Source organism: Parageobacillus sp. G301, assembly GCF_030268025.1.
Lineage (GTDB): Bacteria > Bacillota > Bacilli > Bacillales > Anoxybacillaceae > Parageobacillus_B > Parageobacillus_B toebii.
The window spans coordinates 370,985-388,230 of sequence record NZ_BSDB01000001.1; the positions used below are offsets into that span (position 1 = coordinate 370,985).

Sequence of the window (17,246 nt, forward strand, 5' to 3'; positions counted from 1 at the left end):
TGAAGTTAAAATGGATTTATAAATTTGAGCTTATTGTTTGATAATAAATAAAGATCATTGTAATTTAAAGATGTTCATCAAAAGAGTCTATTTAGGAGCTGGTTATATGAAAGTGCTAACCGTTGTCTCACATCCTAGAAGAGAATCCCTTACTTTTGCGATTGCCGAACGTTTCATTCAAGGCTTAAAAGATGCTGGGCATGAAGCGGAAATCGCTGATTTGTACGGTGAAGAATTTAATCCGCTGTTATACGAACAAGATGAACCTGATTGGGACAATCCTAATAAAACATATTCTCCACGTGTTCACGCAGAAATGGAAAGATTGAAAAGAAACGATGGACTAGCCTTCATCTTCCCATTATGGTGGTATTCATTACCGGCGATGGTAAAAGGATATATAGACCGGGTATGGAACTATGGTTTTGCTTATGGGGGCGCGCGTCTCCCACACAAAAAGGTATTGTGGATTCCGCTTGTCGGGGAGACAGAGGAAAGTCTTAAAAAGAGAAATTTCGATACGATGATTTCCCATTATTTGAATGTTGGTTTAGCCGGCTATACAGGTATTCCTCAGTCGGAAGTGGCATTTTTGTATAATACGTTAGCGGAAGATATCGAAAACGAAGAGGAAGTCAACAAACATTACGAAAGTCTTTTCAATCGAGCGTATGAGCTAGGGAGTACATATAGCCATTCACTAACGGAAAAATAATTATGGTACATGGTGATTCCGCTATAAGTTTTCCTGTTTATTTTCTTTTTCCTGCTTATTATGATGGAGATCATCGTCGGCTTCATTGTATGGAAGCTTTCTGTAAAGTTTGCATGTCCACAGTGCGGCGGAAGTAAAAAGCTTGTTGCTTATAATCGACGAAAACGATTCATTTTCTGTTTCACTGCTGCATAAGCAGAGGCATTGCGATTTTCGCAATGCCTCTATTTTGTCCATTGCTTCCCATCCCTCTTTCATTTTTTACGCATCGTTCTCTTTTACCACTAACATATAATTATTTTTTAATATAAGAAAGACTTTTCATGTTAAATAATTGTTAAAAATAAAAAGGAGGATTAGTAGATACTCAATATTGCAACTATACCGCAAAAATAACTGAAATCAATCCGCAAATCATGAGACAATTGTTGCAACAATAAAAGCGCCAATACATTTTAGAAGCGTTAATGATGAAAGAAGTTCGAGTACAAGAGGCAAGAGGAATTCTAGCTTTCTTGCCAAGAAATATCTGCTAGAAATCTTTATGAAGAAGATGATCAATCATAGTCAGCCCCCTCCTCCTGAAACTCTGCGTACGAGAAGAGAAGGGCAATGTTTTCACATATCGGTATAGTGCGAATGTTTTCACACATTGATATAGTATAATTTTCTCAATTTTTCATATAATGTTCACGTTTTCACGAATTGAATTTAACGAGAATATTGTATATTTATGGTGTAAGTAATTTCATAGATTTATTTAACTAAAATGTAGTATGCTTCTAATTTAAGAAAAAATTGTCGTGGTATTTGTGATATATTTCACAAATACCACAAAAAGGATGAACAAAGGAGGCGTTCAAATGAAATTAGCTATTTCTGGGAAGGGTGGTGTCGGCAAAACCACTATCGCTGCTAATTTGATCAAGAATTTTGCTTCTCAAGGTTACCAAGTGTATGCTGTCGACGCTGATCCCGATACCAGCTTGGGAATGACCTTGGGTCTTCCTGAGGAACAAATCGGCAACTTGAAGCCCATTGTCGACATGCGTGAGGTGATTGCAGAACGCACAGGCGGCAGCGGCGCCTACTTTTCTTTGAATCCGGAAGTAGATAGCTTGTTGCAGGATTATACCATCAAAAGTGGAAACATCAATTTTTTGAAAATGGGGGCCATTAAGCCCGGAGGTTCTGCGTGTTATTGTCGGGAAAATACTGTCTTGAATGCCATAATTAATTCCCTCATCTTGAAACGCCAAGAAATGGTGGTTTTGGATATGAGCGCGGGAATTGAACACTTGACCCGAGGGACGGCTCGCGGAGTGGATCTGATGCTGATTGTCACCGAGCCTACTTTAGTCAGCGTCCAGACAGCTTTGGTCGTTCAAAAATTGGCTTCGGATATCGGTGTGAAGAAAATAAAATTTGTGGGCAATAAATTGCGTCGCCCCAAAGATGAAGAATTTATTCTCAATCATCTGCCGCCAGATGATGTTATTGGCCTAATCCCTTTTCAAACAGAAATTTTGGACCAAGCTGCCGGTTTTACCGAGGAGCAATCTTTTACCGCTGAAGGTATTGCTGAGCTATCTACTAGAGTACTTAATAATTAAGCGCTTTCATACCGTCTACAGGAGAACTGAGTTCTCCTTAGATATACACTAAAAAATTTAAGGGGGAATGAAATTTATGGTAAAAACGTGCAATTTTTCTCTCGACCCTGCGGTTTGCGAGATGGTCGAGAAAGCCAAACAAAAGGGAATAGAAACAATTTGGGACCGCTACCAAGCCATGCTCCCGCAATGCGGCTTTGGAGAAACTGGTCTGTGCTGTCGACACTGCCTGCAAGGTCCATGCCGTATCGATCCTTTTGGCGGTGAACCAAAGGTAGGAATCTGTGGTGCGACCGCCGACGTCATCGCCGCCCGTGGCATCGATCGCGCCATCGCATCCGGGACGGCGGGGCATTCAGGTCATGCTAGACACTTGGCGCACACTCTGAAGAAGGCAGCAGAGGGTAAAGCACCGGACTATACCATCAAGGATAGAGACAAATTGCGTAAGGTTGCTGAGCGTCAAGGCATTCCTACCAAGAACAGAAGTGACGACGAGATAGCCTTGGACGTAGCGAAGGCAGCGTTATCAGATTTCAATGAGAAAGAGGCGGTCTCGTGGGCGGCTAAGACGTTGACTGAAAATCGTGCGAAAGTCCTTTCAGAACAAAACTTAATGCCTAAAGGAATTGACTACGAAATTGCCGACATCATGCACAGAACTCACTACGGTGCGGATGCCGACCCGACGAACCTCATTTGGGCCGGACTGCGGTGCGCTATGGCGGATATGGCTGGCTCCTACATTGGTACCGACATTTCCGACATTCTCTTTGGTACTCCGCAACCTGTGGCAACTGAGGCAAATCTAGGGGTGTTGAAAGCCGATGCCGTTAATTTGGCAGTGCACGGCCACAATCCGGTCCTTTCCGATGTGATCGTTCATGTGGCACGGGAGATGGAAGATGAGGCCAAAGCAGCAGGCGCTACTGGTGTGAACGTAGTAGGAATCTGCTGTACTGGTAACGAAGTGATGATGCGTCACGGCATTCCAGCCTGCACCTATTCGGTGAGCCAAGAAATGGCCTTGATCACCGGTGCGGTCGATGCTGTGGTAGTCGATTATCAGTGCATCGTGCCTGCGTTGGCTACGGTGGCAGAATGCATGGGAACCAAGCTCATCACTACCACAGATGTCACTAAAATCCCTGGTGCCATCCACGTAAACTTCACGGAAGAGACGGCCGTAGAGAACGCTAAGGAGATTATCCGTATTGCCATTGAGAACTTCACCCATCGCAAAGGAAAACCGGTGGATATACCGCAACATAAGTCCAGAGTAGTGGCTGGTTTCTCCGTAGAAGCGATCATAAATGCTCTGGCCAAGCTGAATGCCAAAGATCCTTTGAAGCCGTTGATCGACAACATCGCCGCTGGAAATATTCGCGGATTCTGTCTCTTTGTCGGGTGCAACAACGTCAAGATCCCACAAGATCAGAACTTTATTGCTATAGCTCGTCGACTTCTAAAAGAGAACGTGTTGCTAATGGCCACTGGTTGTGGAGCAGGGGCTCTCATGCGTCACGGATTAATGGATCCGGCAAACGTAGATGAGTTCTGCGGTGAAGGTCTGAAGGCAGTACTGACAGCCATCGGCGAGGCTAACGGCTTGGGTGAACCGTTGCCACCAGTTTTACATGTAGGTTCTTGTGTGGACTGCTCACGGGGAGTGGCCCTAGCCGTAGAGATTGCAAACCGATTAGGTGTGGATATTGATCAACTACCGCTTGTCGCCTCTGCTGCCGAAGCAATGGCGGAAAAAGCAGTGACCATCGGTCATTATGCCGTGGCACTAGGTTTGCCGACCCATGTAGGAATCAATATACCGGTCACAGGCAGTCCTTTCGTCACCAAATTGCTGACAGAAAAAGTCCGGGATTATACCGGTGGATACTTCATCGTAGAATCCGATCCTGCTTCCGCGGCCGAAAAACTTCTTGCAGCCATCGATGAGCGCAGGGCTGATCTCGGCCTTAATGTTCCCGGGGGTGGACGGTGATGAAACGGAAAGAAATTTTCATTCGTTATGAACGGTGTGTAGGTTGCCACTCCTGTGAGCTGGCGTGCGCCGTGGCCCATACTTCTGACCAAGATCTGTTTGGAGCTCTTCTAAGAGGTGAAAGACCACAAAAATACCTCTGGGTAGAACAGATGGACGATAAGAAGATTCCAACAGTCTGTAGGCAGTGCGAAGATGCGCCATGCGTGGCCGTCTGCCCAACAGGAGCGATGTACCAAAGGGATGATACCATAAATGTCTGTAACTTGCAACAATGTATTGGTTGCTGGATGTGTGCTTTGGCTTGTCCATTCGGTGCGATCGGCCGCAATGAGTATGAGGGCAAAGTCGTGAAATGCGATCGTGCGTGCCTGAATGAAGAGGGGATACCTGCCTGCGTTCGGTCCTGCCCAACCGGAGCTCTGGTTTACATGACCGTGGAGGAGTTCGAGGCAGAACGACGCAAGGAGGCCGTTGCATCGTTATTAAAATAGTGGTTTTGGGCAAGGGCGTGGTGGAGAGAATCTTCCTCTCCACCCGTCAAGCCTAAATTTTACAATCTCAAAAGAAGTGATACTGTTCTAATGCGGTGCCTATTTTATGGGCGGGAGGTAGGAATAATGACTTTTCAGCAGTTATTTCTGCTGTCTATTATCTTATATGTCGCCGGAGCAGTGATCTCCTTGGCGATGAATCGAGTTGGCAAAGTTGCCAACTATGTTTCAGCGATCAGCACCTTTGTGGCCGCAAGTGCAGGGATGGGTTTGTCCATCATTGTTTTGGTTCGAGGAATGACCTTTTCAACAGAGTTTTCGGGATTTGTTCCCTTTGCGCGATTTACGATCGAGGTAGACCATCTTTCTGCTTTTATGATTTTGGTGATTTCACTATTGGCTGTCGCCACAGCTATTTACTCATTCTCTTTTGACGCTCAGCATGCGGGGAAAAACGCTGGGATCTTTGGTTTTTTGAACAACTCCTTTATTTTGTCGATGGTCCTTGCGGTTGCCAGCTCCAACGCATTCTATTTCCTAGTCTTTTGGGAAATCATGACCCTAGCTTCCTATTTCCTCGTTGTTGTTAAACAGGATGAAGAAGCGATCAACTCTGGTTTCATTTATTTTGCAGTGGCTCACGCTGCGGCAACAGCGATTATCATTTCGTTTGTTATACTATTTCTTCATTCAGGCAGCTTCGATTTTGCCGATTTTCGCAATGCTGAGATTTCACCAGCAACGAAGAACCTTGTCTTTTTGCTTAGCTTCTTAGGGTTCGGAACCAAGGCCGGTATTGTTCCATTCCATATCTGGTTACCGCGTACCTATTCTTCCGCTCCTTCCACCGTTTCGGCCCTTATGTCGGCTAAGGTCGCAATCTACGGCATAATCCGAGTAGGGGTGGATTTCCTTGGAGCCTCCGTTTGGTGGTGGGGACTTACCGTCTTGACTTTCGGTGCAATCTCGGCGGTTTTGGGCATTCTTTACGCTTCGGGTGAAAAAGATCTCAATCGACAGTTGGCTTATTCTAGTACCGAAAACGTGGGCATCATCCTAATGGGTGTCGGTGTTGGCATGATTGGCGTAGCCAGTGGACATCCTGTTTTGGGAGTGCTCGGTATCTTGGCGGGACTCTATCATCTGTTAAACCACGCTGTCTTCAAAGGCCTTCTTTTTCTCGGGACAGGTTCTGTAATCTATCGAATCGGCACAAAAAACATGGAGGAAATGGGCGGATTGGCCAAACAAATGCCATGGACCGGATTCGCTTTTCTGACTGGCGCTTTAGCCATTTCAGCCATTCCACCTCTTAATGGTTTTGTTAGTGAATGGTTTCTCTATCAATCGTTGTTCATGGCGAGCAAAAGCAACATCTTAACGGTCAAAGCGTTGTCTCCTATTTTTGCGGCGATGCTGGCTCTGACAGGTGCGATAGCGGCGATGTGCTTTGTAAAAGCCTATGGAGTTACTTTTGTTGGTCCTTCTCGCAGTGATCGCGTTCGGGAAGCCAAAGAAGTGCCGATGCCGATGCTTGCTGGGATGGCAATTCTTGTAGCTGGATGCATTGCGCTCGGGCTGGGAGCGCCGATTATTGCTCCTTATATTGGAAATGTGGCATCAGCGTTGTTGGACACTTCGCCGATTTGGGTAAGTGCCGGCACGATGGTATTTCCGGTGAGCAACTCACAGGCCGTGCTTTCCACGCCACTTTTGATCCTTCTCCTTATCGGACTTTTGGTGTTCTCCTTGATCATTGTTTGGATTCAAGGAGGAATGAAGGCTGGAAGACGTATTGATTCTGCGCCGTGGGCATGCGGTTATTCCTATTCTTCTCGGATGGCGTCCACAGCAAACGCTTTTGCCCAACCATTGCGAGTTCTTTTCCATCCAATCTATTTGCTCAGAAACGCCCTCGTAGGATTGGGTAATAAAATTGCATCGTATTCTAAGCAGGCAGTGGACTACATCAACCGTATGGAATTAATTTGGGAGAATAATATCTACGGTCTCTTGGCACGGGGAACGGTTCATTTAGGTAAACGGGTGCAAGCCATCCAAGTTGGAAATGTCCGGGTGTATTGCATGTATATCATCATCACAGTTGTCGTCTTGCTGATTGCGACAGTCAGATAATCAGATAGGAGGAGAAAAAGATGCCCGAAATGAAGTTGCTCCTCATAGGTTTGGTGCAGGCTGTGTTTCTTCTGCTTGTAGCACCTTTTTTTACGGGTCTCTCCCGTGTTTTAAGGGCAAAAATCCATTCTAGGAAAGGTCCTAGTATTTTACAAGATTACCGGGATATTTTTAAGCTCATGAAAAGACAAGAGGTGGTACCCGCTCAAGCCAGTTGGGTATTCCGTATTACCCCTTATGTCATCATGGCAACCATGCTGCTAATTGCCATGATGATTCCAGTATTAACCCTGCAGGCCCCTTTGGGGATGGTTGGTGATCTCATTGTTGTCGTTTACCTGTTTACTGTGTTTCGTTTCTTCTTTTCTATTGCAGGGTTGGATTCTGGCAGCGGTTTTGCTGGAATCGGTGCCAGCCGGGAAATGGCCTTGGGTATTCTCGTGGAACCGACGATCATCTTGGTGCTGTTTGTGGTTGCCCTTCTTTCCGGCTCGACTGATCTAGGAATCATTAGCGAGAAGATGGCGACCGGTGAGATATCCTATTTAAACCCAGTGATCTTGTTAGGAATGGTGGCTTTTGCTGTCGCCACTTTTATTGAATCCGGCAAGATTCCGTTTGACCTGGCGGAAGCTGAAACGGAAATTCAGGAAGGACCCCTTACGGAATATTCAGGACGCTCGCTAGCCGTTTTGAAATGGAGCCTAGGACTAAAGCAAATGGTGGTAAACGCTTTGTATCTGTCCATTTTCTTCCCGTTTGGTAGCGCGGCGGTCGTTACTCCTTTCTCAATTCTGGTATCTGCGGTTCTCTTCCTTTTAAAAGTTATTGTTATTTACGTGATCGCGGCACTGCTGGAAAACAGCATGGCCAGATTTGTTCTTTTCAAGACACCCGCAGTAACTTGGGTGGTTTTCGGAATAGCCATGTTGTCGTACGTTTTCTACATGGTCAATATTTGATCGGAAGGGGATAAGATCATGTCCGGCACTAGTGTAGTCAATGCCCTAGCAGTACTGCTTATCCTGACCTCGATGCTGGTGGTAGAAACTAAGAGGCTCCGGTTGGCAGCGTACATGTACAGCATCCAGTCCCTTGTTCTGGTGTCAATTTTTCTATCTTTGGCGGTATTTATGGATGCAGAACCGCTGTACATATGGTCCATTACCGCATTTATCACCAAAACTTTCTTGGTACCCTATCTAATCATCAGAACACTTAAAAAGGTAGGGGAGCAAGAAGAAGGGAAGTCATTTAAGACAACCACGTCGGTTTTTCTTGCTGTGCTCTTGGTAGCTTTATCGTTCGTGGTAGTCGATTCTTTCCAAATGTATGCGGTACTGAAGATCAAGATTGCCCTGGCGGTTTCTATCGCTCATTTTCTTCTCGGATTGCTCTGTATGCTGGTTAGAAGGAATGCGCTCAAGCAGATCTTGGGCTATTGCTTGATGGAAAACGGGTCGCATTTGACGCTGGCCCTAATGGCTTATAATGCTCCTGAGACAGTAGAAATTGGAATTTTGACCGATGCGGTATTTGCGGTTCTGATCATGCTTGTCATTGCCAAACGCCTATCTAAGGGCTTCGGCACCTTGGACACGGGCAAGCACACACTACTTAAGGGTTAGGTGATGATTGAAATGGGAGAGAACATTCTAATCTATTTGCCTGCGGTGCCGCTGGGAACAGCTCTATTGGCTTTTGCGATTAGATCCCGGCGTATGGTGGAGACCGTTCATTTTGTCGGGATTAGTATCTTGGCTCTTCTCTCCTTGTTGCTCGTCAAATCCGTACTAAACGGACAAAGTCTGTTTGCTCTGGACGATATGCTTTTCGCTGATGAACTGACGGCGATCCTGATTCTTCTGATCGGGATAATCGGCTTTCTAAATGGCTTTTATTCTATCGGATATATGAGGCATGAGCTAACGCATGGAGAAGTAAATGAGAAGGGTGTTACTTCTTATTATGGTTTCTATCATATATTTTTGTTCACGATGGTCCTTTCTGCCATTTCTAACAATATTGCTATTATGTGGGCGGCGGTGGAGGCAACCACTTTGGGCTCGGCTTTTTTGGTCGGGTTTTACAAGCACAAGACTTCTGCGGAAGGTGCTTGGAAGTACGTCCTGATCTGTAGCGTTGGTCTTGCTTTTGCCCTGTATGGAACGATCCTGACTTACTCTAATGCTTTTTCCTCAATGCAAGACGCTCATAGGGCGATGCTATGGACCGAGTTGATAAGAATGGGGCAAAACCTTGATCCGCAGTTGATGAAGTTGGCTTTTGTGTTCATTTTGATTGGCTTCGGCACCAAGGCTGGTCTATTTCCTATGCACACTTGGCTGCCTGATGCACACAGTGAAGCTCCGAGTCCAGCCAGTGCTCTTTTGTCAGGTGTATTGCTCAAGTGCGCATTGTTTGCAATTGTAAGATACTATGCCATTACCTTGCAGGTTGTTGGCAAGGAGTTTCCACAGACCCTATTTCTTATCTTTGGTCTTCTTACTGTTGGTGTCGCCGCTTTCTTCATTCTGATGCAGAACGATATTAAGAGGAAGCTGGCTTACAGCAGTGTTGAGCATGTTGGCATTATTGCCACAGGATTAGGCGTTGGAGGGGCGCTTGGAATATTTGCCTCGCTCCTTCACACCATCAACCATAGCATCACCAAATCACTTCTATTCTGTACGACAGGCAATATCACGATGAAGTATGGTACCCGGGATGTGAGTAAGGTACGAGGAATGCTAAAAGTAATGCCTTTTACGGCATTAATGTTCATGGCAGGGATTATTGCTGCGGCTGGTTCACCACCTTTCAATATTTTCGTAAGCGAGTTTACGACCTTGACAGCTGGCCTGCGAAGCGGGCATTTCTGGACAATGATCCTCTTTCTGCTATTTCTGGTGATCGCTTTTGTCGCATTGGTGCTCCTAATCAGTGAAACGGTTTTTGGTCCTCCTTCAGAGGATCTGCCCCGTGGTGATGCCAACTGGCTTACGTTGTTGCCTTTTGGAATCCTGTTCATCTTTATGGCAGGGTTGGGGTTATATTTACCGGATCCACTAAATCAATTACTGCAGGGTGCAGTCAGCGTTGTCCTGGGTGATAAGTAGAAAATTGGAAGTTTACTGATTCATTCATGAGAGATTCAGTCAGGAGGTGCGTTTTAGATGGTTTGGTATGCGCTGGGAAGCATCCTGCTGCCAGTATTAGGAAGCGTCCTTGTCCTTTTTATACCGGAACGACACGTGAAAAAGATGGGTCAGTTTTTCTCCTTCCTAGCTTTTATCTGCGGTCTGCTTTTACTGATCGCTTTTGCAGCAAACCGAGACAATCTCACCCAGGATCTGCTAACCATTAGCGGCATCGATTTGTTTGGTGTCACGATTGATACCCTTAGCGTTTTAGTCAACTTCATGGTAGTTTTCATCGGCTGGCTGATTTGTACCTACTCGTCGGGGTACATGAATACCGGCAACCGCGAGCATCCGATTAAAGAAGGGATTCCTAGGTTTTATGCTTTCATGCTGCTTTTCATCGGCTCTATGTCAGGCCTAGTCTTCTCTTCTACGCTGCTCGGACTGTTGTTTTTCTTTGAAATGACTGGTCTTTGTTCGTGGAATTTGATCGGATTTTACGGGGATCAAAAATCACGAAAATCGGCGCTCTGGGCAATTATTCTCACGCACTTCGCGTCACTTGGGCTCTATGTGGCAGCTGCCTATGTCTTTATTAATACCGGCAGCTTCTCTGTAACCGCCCTTAGCAAATTAACAGAAACAGGAAAAATCATTGCTTTTATCGGAATCCTAATCGCCTGCTGGGGCAAGTCCGCTCAGCTTCCTTTACATCCTTGGCTCCCAAGGGCGATGGTGGCGCCGACACCAGTAAGTGCTTATTTGCATGCAGCTTCAATGGTTAAGGTTGGGGTTTACATCTTTGCACGAACCGTCCTAGAAGCAGGGTCGGTTCCCCAAGTGATCGGCGAGATAGGAGTCATCATGGCGGTTATCACGATGGTTTACGGTTTTGTTATGTATTTCCCGCAGGATGATATGAAGAAACTGCTCGCCTACTCGACGATCGCTCAACTCTCTTACATTTTTTTAGCCGTCTCCCTTTCCATCTACGGTTCAAAGATGGCTTTTAATGGAGCGGTGGCCCACATCTTTAACCATGCTTTTGCTAAGGGATTGTTCTTCCTGGTTGCAGGTGCGCTGGCATATACAACCGGCACCCGCCGGCTTTCAATGCTCAAAGGGATTTTAAAAAAAATTCCTGTTATCGGTTTGGGGTATATTGCGGCAGCGATGGCCATTACTGGTGTTCCTCCTTTTAATGGCTTTTTCAGCAAATTCATGATCATACTTGCCGGTTTTGAAATTGGCATCCACCATCCGCTGATTCTTATCTTAATGATCATTACAATGATTGAGTCTGTTGGAAGTTTCATTTGGATCTTGAAATGGATGGGCGTAAACGTATTGGGTACACAATCGGATGCAGTGGCAGGTGCGGCGGCGCCGCCTTTATCGATCAAATTTGTTCTTGGTATTCTCATCATCATGACGCTGATTTCCCAATACATTGTTTTTCTCCTATTAAGCTAGGAGAAAAAGGAGGTTGACATGGCATGAAAAATAAAGTGAAATCCGACCAAGATAGAAAAAATACAGTGGAGGCATTGCGGTCTAAGTTTGGAGCAGCAATTCTTGAAGAGAGTTGGCAAACACCGGATCAGGTCACCTTGACCGTTAAACTTAACTCCCTCCCAGAAGTGGTGGAAGAGGTATATTACCAGCAGGGTGGGTGGCTATCCAGTGTTATCGGGAATGATGAGCGCGGTTTGAACGGACACTTTGCGGTATACTATGTTCTTTCCGTCGAAAAAGAGCATGATCCCCACAAAAACTTCTGGTTGACCGTGAAGGCTTTGATTCCTTCCCATAAACCAGAGTTTCCTTCGGTTACCCCGCGGGTGCCTGCGGCCGTATGGTACGAGCGGGAAGTGCGGGATATGTTCGGCCTTGAGCCGGTGGGTCTTCCCGATACGCGGAGACTGGTATTGCCCGATGATTGGCCAGATCACCATTATCCTCTGCGGAAAGATGCTGAGATTTTCCGCCCTTCTCCGGCATCGGAGGAAGAAGACTACAAGTTTATCAAGGTAGAAGGAGAAGGGATTGTCGAGGTACCTATAGGCCCACTGCATATTGCCAACGACGAGCCCGGGCATTTCCGTCTCTATGTCGACGGCGAGTATATCGTAGACGCTGACTATCGCCTTTTCTACGTGCACCGAGGGATAGAGAAACTGGCGGAGAACCGTATGGACTATCATCAGGTTAACTTTCTAGCCGAGCGGATCTGCGGCATCTGCGGCTACACCCATAGCGTGGCGTATGCTACGGCATTGGAAACTGCCAACGGAATTGAGGTGCCGCCGCGTGCCCAGTATATTCGCACGATCCTGCTAGAGGTGGAGAGAATGCACAGCCACCTTTTGAATCTAGGGGTGGCGGCCCACTTGGTGGGATTTGATTCGGGTTTTATGCACTTTTTCCGAGTCAGGGAGAAGTCGATGAAAATGGCCGAAATTCTTACCGGAGGCCGTAAAACTTACGGCATAAATCTCATTGGTGGTGTGCGCCGGGATATTTTAAAAGAGGAGAGGGAACAAGTTTTGCGTTTAGTTTCCGAGATGCGGGCGGATCTAGAAGAACTCCTCGATATCATGGTAAATACCACTAACTTTATCTCTCGAACAAAAGGAGTAGGCCGTCTAGACCCGAAAGTAGCTCGAGATTATAGCCCAGTAGGTCCTAATTTGCGGGGATCAGGATTTGCAAGAGATGCGCGGATGACCCATCCGTATGCGGCCTACGATCGGGTGGCTTGGGATGTCATTTCCAAGGATGGATGCGATGTTCTTTCCAGACAACTGGTACGAGCAGCAGAGCTGTTTCAATCCTTGAATATCATTGAAAAGTGCCTGATCGAAATGCCACCAGGCCCTATCCTTGTAGAGGGATTTGCCTATAAACCGTATACCTTCGCCCTAGGCTATACTGAGGCTCCTAGGGGAGAAAATGTTCACTGGGTAATGACAGGAAGCAGCCAAAAAGTGTATCGATTGAGAGTGCGAGCCTCAACCTATAACAACTGGCCGCCTCTCAGATATATGTTTCAAGGCAATACAATTTCCGATGCTCCGCTCATCATTGCTAGCATCGACCCTTGCTATTCCTGTTGCGATCGGGTTACTGTGGTCGATGTGCGTAAAAGAAAGGCAAAAACGATTGAATATAAAGAGCTGGAGCGGTACTGCCAAGAAAGAAAGTACTCTCCGCTAAAACTTTAACCCGGCTATAAGCAAGCAAAAGGAAGGGGGATTCCCAAAATGCTAAAATTGCTTAAAAAAGCATTACAGGTCGGGGAAACTACTGTGAAGTATCCCTTTAAACCGTTAGAGGTTGCGCCTGGTTTTCGCGGAAAACCGGTTTACGACTTTAGCCAGTGTATCGCATGCGGTGCCTGCGCTACTGCCTGCCCGTCTAATGCCATTACCCTGGAGCACGATTTCAAGCGGGGGGTCGTATCTTGGAACATTAACTATGGCCGTTGTATTTTCTGCGGCCGTTGCGATGAGGTGTGCCCTACAGGTGCCATCGCTCTCTCGGAGGAGTTTGAATTGGCCGCCAGCAGAAAGGAAGACCTGTACTGCCGGGCTGAGATCCAACTTTGTGAGTGTAGCTCCTGTGGAGAATACTTTGCACCTTATCGTGAACTGGAATACGTACTGGCAAACTTGGAACAGATAGGGTTGACTGATCATGACAAAGAAAAATGGGAACAGCTCATGAAGGTATGTCCGGAATGCCGGCGCCAGCAGGCGGCAATCCCGTGGGTGCGCGAGCAGGGCGTTAGAAGGGAGGCATTAAGATGAGTCAGGAAGTAAAACTGGCAGATTTGAAGGCAAAGTTGAAAAATGTCATTAAACGTTCCGTTTACGTGTACCGGGTGGACTGTGGTGGATGCAACGGATGCGAGATTGAAATTTTTAGCGCCATCTCACCTGTTTTTGACGCGGAACGGTTTGGGATCAAGGTAGTGTCTACTCCGCGGCATGCCGATATTCTTCTCATCACCGGTCCTATGACGAGGGCCATGCGGCTGCCGGCGATACGGGCGTATGAAGCGGCCCCCGATCCTAAAATTGTGGTAGCTTATGGCGCATGTAGCTGTAGCGGCGGGATCTTTCACGACTGCTACAGTGTGTGGGGAGGGGCGGAAAGCAGTTTTCCTGTAGATGTATATATTCCCGGATGTCCTCCAACTCCAGCAGCGACGTTGTACGGCATTGCGATGGCTCTGGATTTGCTCGAACAAAAGATCAAAGGAGAGCAGTTTATAGAAAAGGAGATTACTCGCGTTACTCCAAAATACGAAGGGATTTCCCCAGATCTTGCTAAAGAGATCGAGTGGGAGGCTCGCCGCTTGAGTGGTTACCTGCAGGGTCGGCGCATAGCCGAACAATATATCGAGTTCATGAAGATAGGGGACCCGTTGGCGGTCGATCAGAAAGTGAAAGAGCTGGTAAAACAAGAGAAAGATCCGCGACTGGCCGAAGTTTTTTTGAGATTGCACAAGATTTATATGGAGAGGGTAGGCCATCATGTCGGGTAAGGTAAAGTTCTTTAAGCTGTACAAAAAGTTTGTGGACGAAGAAAATAATGCGACGCCTGAGGTTAGACAGCTGAAGTATTATGCTCTGGCTATTGGCCATCATATTGGGGTGGTCGATTGTTTATCGCCTGTTATGGTTATGGAAAAGGAAGATTATTTTAATTGGATTCGCAAACTGCCCGAGGGGAAAGCAAAGAGAAAGCTGGAAGGCCTAGCCAAATGGGGAGAACTAGAGATCAATAGAGATCATGTTGCATCCTTAGGATTGGCACTGTCTGAAGCGGATTCCAGCTTCCTTCCTGAGGAGAAGAAATGGGCTAGTAATCTATTGCAAATTCTCCAAATGATTCAAAAAGAACCAGCTATATATCTGGTGGTGAGGCTGAATGAAGAGGCTAGTGATTACAGTAGGTAACGAGATGATGGGAGATGATGGAGCTGGGCCGCTTTTGGCCCGCCTTTTAGAAAAAAATCACATCCCCGGGTGGGAAGTAATCGACGGTGGGACAGCGCCGGAAAATTATTTCCATCGAGTGCGTGATATGAAACCAGAGGTTGTAGTGGTAGTAGATGCCTGCGAAATGAACTTGGAGGCCGGGAGCGTACGTCTCATTTCTGAAAACGATATTGCCGATGAGTTTATTTTGTCGACCCATCGGTTACCTTTATCGTTTTTCATCTCAGCATTGAAAGAACTGGTTCCAAAGGTCTACTTTGTCGGGATCCAGCCTTCGATCGTTGCCTTTGGTTTACCGGTCTCTTCTGAGATAAGGCAAGCAGTTGAAATGGTGTATGACAAGTTGAAAACAGGAAAACTCGATTTTCCACACCTTGAGTGATCAGGGAGGTTGCGTAACCACGGAAGAACACGAGAATGTGGATCTAAGGCAGTTTTAAAAAAGGCGGATTAGGGAAAGGCATTTATCGTTGTAGCGGAACTGGGGCAGCGCAGGGGGTTACTCGACTTGCACACAAGATTGTGGAACTCTTGGGGGCATGCGAGCATTGCGTGTTCCCAAGGTGCAACTATTGCATATTTTTTCTCAAGATCAGAGGTGTCTGGCGATGCATGAATTGTCCATAGCCCAAAACTTGGTTGAATTAGCCATCGAAACAGCAGAAAATACGGGGATGAAACGGGTGCAAGCCCTTTATTTAAAGCTTGGCGTCTTGTCGGGTGTAGTAAAGGAAGCCTTGGAATTCTCCTTTGATGTGGTCATCGAAGGGACGCCATTAGAAGGGGCAAAGCTCATCATTGAGGACATTCCTGTAAAAGTCTTCTGCTCTGCTTGTCAAGAAGCTCATGTTCTGCCTGAGCCGTTTCCTATGCTCTGTCCGGTGTGTGGGACGAGGACAAGTCAGATGCTCGAAGGGAAAGAGATAGAATTGTATGCATTGAAAGGGAGGGGAAAAGATGAAGGAGATGATGTTAAACCCCCGGGTTGTTGAAGTTCGCCAGAATGTCCTTAAGAAAAACGATATTCTTGCAAGAGAATTACGAAAGCAATTTCAGGAATCCGGTGTCTATGTCGTCAATTTGGTCTCAAGCCCAGGTGCTGGAAAAACGACCCTGCTTACAGAAATATTAACTCGTCTTAGCAAAAGGTATAGTGTGGCAACTCTAGTCGGTGATTTAGCAACAGATAACGACGCCAAACGTTTGTGCCAAAGCGGTGCGAAAGTGCATCAAATTACTACTGGTACAGTTTGTCACCTTGAGGCGGACATGATTAAAAGATCCATAGAAGGATGGAACCTAGAAGATATCGATTTTCTCTTTATCGAAAACGTTGGCAATCTCGTGTGTCCGGCGAGTTACGATTTAGGAGAAAATCAGCGTGTCGTTCTCTTTTCAGTGACGGAAGGGGAAGACAAGCCGGTGAAATATCCTACCATCGTCAACAGTGCCGATATGGCGGTCATTACGAAGATAGACTTGGCAGAAGCGGTAGGGTTTCAACGAGATCTTTTCTATAAAGCGCTGAACGAGATAAGACCAGGCATCCCTATTTTTGAAGTTTCTGCCCGCACAGGAGAAGGGATTGACGAGTGGATATCCCGTTTGGAGTCTGGAAAAAAAGCATTTGAAAAAGCGGTTGGTTCCTCGTAATCGGTTATCAATATCGACACAATGCAAACGCGCCTGAGCACCCCGTCGGAGCCTTCATAGTGTCGTCCGAAGGGGCGTGCGCCGCGTATTGCCATCATGTCTACTTGTGTCAAGTAGTCAGCAGAAAATTCAAAAACGAAAGGAGATTCAACGATAAGTTGGCTTGTTTTGCTAGAAATTGCGCTTTTTCTCGGTATGTGTCATTCATTGTTATTTACTTCATTACACACACTTTTTGAGCCAAAAGTACGTAAGAATCAAAAAATACAGAGTATCGCAGTATATTAAAACTATCATTTTGTATAAAAATACAACCAAGTAATTTAGCTATCAGCCTCTGTAGCCATGATCCTTTTGCCAAGCACCAACTACAACAGTTTTGATAAAACCCTAAAAGGTCATCATGGCTACTATTCCATACAAAGTTCCAGCGAATCACTGTACAAAGTTCCAGCGAATCACTGTACAAAGTTCCAGCGAATCACTG

Annotated in this window: 17 protein-coding genes; 16 read left to right on the top strand and 1 reads right to left on the bottom strand. The window is 46.3% G+C overall.

Features of this window, described 5'->3' with window-relative positions; translation table 11 throughout:
• Positions 1-106: 106 nt before the first annotated feature.
• Positions 107-715, top strand: a complete 609-nt coding sequence (locus QSJ37_RS02050) for an NAD(P)H oxidoreductase (protein ID WP_205423686.1) — start codon at positions 107-109, stop codon at positions 713-715.
• A 21-nt stretch (positions 716-736) separates the two neighbouring features.
• On the opposite strand, the gene QSJ37_RS02055 is transcribed toward QSJ37_RS02050, so the two are convergent.
• Positions 737-952 carry a hypothetical protein gene (locus QSJ37_RS02055; RefSeq protein ID WP_285753287.1) on the bottom strand — a complete coding sequence of 72 codons (216 nt, stop codon included), beginning with the start codon at positions 950-952 and terminating at the stop codon, positions 737-739.
• 626 nt (positions 953-1,578) lie between these two features.
• Between QSJ37_RS02055 and QSJ37_RS02060 the strand changes: the two genes are divergently transcribed.
• The 15 genes from QSJ37_RS02060 to hypB all read left to right on the top strand — a co-directional run bounded on the left by QSJ37_RS02060 (position 1,579) and on the right by hypB (position 16,759).
• Positions 1,579-2,328 carry an ATP-binding protein gene (locus tag QSJ37_RS02060; protein ID WP_285753289.1) on the top strand — a complete coding sequence of 250 codons (750 nt, stop codon included), beginning with the start codon at positions 1,579-1,581 and terminating at the stop codon, positions 2,326-2,328.
• Positions 2,329-2,404: 76 nt separating this feature from the next.
• Positions 2,405-4,327 (top strand): anaerobic carbon-monoxide dehydrogenase catalytic subunit, encoded by a 1,923-nt coding sequence (cooS, locus tag QSJ37_RS02065; RefSeq protein ID WP_285753291.1) that lies wholly within the window; start codon positions 2,405-2,407, stop codon positions 4,325-4,327.
• Positions 4,327-4,821, top strand: coding sequence for a 4Fe-4S dicluster domain-containing protein (locus QSJ37_RS02070; RefSeq protein WP_285753293.1), 495 nt, complete (start codon positions 4,327-4,329; stop codon positions 4,819-4,821). Before cooS ends, QSJ37_RS02070 begins: the two co-directional genes overlap by 1 nt.
• Positions 4,822-4,947: 126 nt before the next feature.
• The gene (gene hyfB / locus QSJ37_RS02075; protein WP_285753295.1) at positions 4,948-6,957 is read left to right on the top strand and encodes a hydrogenase 4 subunit B; all 2,010 of its coding nucleotides are present in this window, start codon (positions 4,948-4,950) and stop codon (positions 6,955-6,957) included.
• Between the two features lie 20 nt (positions 6,958-6,977).
• On the top strand, positions 6,978-7,919 hold the full coding sequence (locus QSJ37_RS02080; protein ID WP_285753297.1) for a respiratory chain complex I subunit 1 family protein: 942 nt from the start codon (positions 6,978-6,980) through the stop codon (positions 7,917-7,919).
• A gap of 18 nt (positions 7,920-7,937) precedes the next feature.
• Positions 7,938-8,585 carry a hydrogenase 4 membrane subunit gene (gene hyfE / locus QSJ37_RS02085; RefSeq protein WP_285753299.1) on the top strand — a complete coding sequence of 216 codons (648 nt, stop codon included), beginning with the start codon at positions 7,938-7,940 and terminating at the stop codon, positions 8,583-8,585.
• 12 nt (positions 8,586-8,597) lie between these two features.
• Positions 8,598-10,076, top strand: a complete 1,479-nt coding sequence (locus tag QSJ37_RS02090) for a hydrogenase 4 subunit F (RefSeq protein ID WP_285753301.1) — start codon at positions 8,598-8,600, stop codon at positions 10,074-10,076.
• Between the two features lie 57 nt (positions 10,077-10,133).
• Positions 10,134-11,573, top strand: a complete 1,440-nt coding sequence (locus tag QSJ37_RS02095) for a hydrogenase 4 subunit D (protein WP_285753303.1) — start codon at positions 10,134-10,136, stop codon at positions 11,571-11,573.
• A gap of 23 nt (positions 11,574-11,596) precedes the next feature.
• Entirely contained in the window at positions 11,597-13,324 is a 1,728-nt protein-coding gene (locus QSJ37_RS02100) for a hydrogenase large subunit (RefSeq protein ID WP_285753305.1), read from the top strand.
• Positions 13,325-13,363: 39 nt separating this feature from the next.
• A complete protein-coding gene (locus QSJ37_RS02105; RefSeq protein WP_285753307.1) occupies positions 13,364-13,909 on the top strand; it encodes a formate hydrogenlyase complex iron-sulfur subunit in 546 nt (181 codons plus the stop codon).
• Positions 13,906-14,649, top strand: coding sequence for an NADH-quinone oxidoreductase subunit B family protein (locus QSJ37_RS02110; protein ID WP_285753309.1), 744 nt, complete (start codon positions 13,906-13,908; stop codon positions 14,647-14,649). The genes QSJ37_RS02105 and QSJ37_RS02110 overlap by 4 nt, the downstream gene beginning before the upstream one ends.
• Positions 14,639-15,064: a formate hydrogenlyase maturation HycH family protein gene (locus QSJ37_RS02115; RefSeq protein ID WP_285753312.1), complete on the top strand. Its 426-nt coding sequence runs from the start codon at positions 14,639-14,641 to the stop codon at positions 15,062-15,064. Before QSJ37_RS02110 ends, QSJ37_RS02115 begins: the two co-directional genes overlap by 11 nt.
• Positions 15,036-15,488, top strand: a complete 453-nt coding sequence (gene hycI / locus QSJ37_RS02120; RefSeq protein ID WP_285753314.1) for a hydrogenase maturation peptidase HycI — start codon at positions 15,036-15,038, stop codon at positions 15,486-15,488. Before QSJ37_RS02115 ends, hycI begins: the two co-directional genes overlap by 29 nt.
• Before the next feature lie 157 nt (positions 15,489-15,645).
• Entirely contained in the window at positions 15,646-16,098 is a 453-nt protein-coding gene (gene hypA, locus QSJ37_RS02125; RefSeq protein ID WP_285753316.1) for a hydrogenase maturation nickel metallochaperone HypA, read from the top strand.
• Positions 16,064-16,759, top strand: coding sequence for a hydrogenase nickel incorporation protein HypB (gene hypB, locus QSJ37_RS02130; RefSeq protein ID WP_285753317.1), 696 nt, complete (start codon positions 16,064-16,066; stop codon positions 16,757-16,759). Before hypA ends, hypB begins: the two co-directional genes overlap by 35 nt.
• Positions 16,760-17,246: the final 487 nt, after the last annotated feature.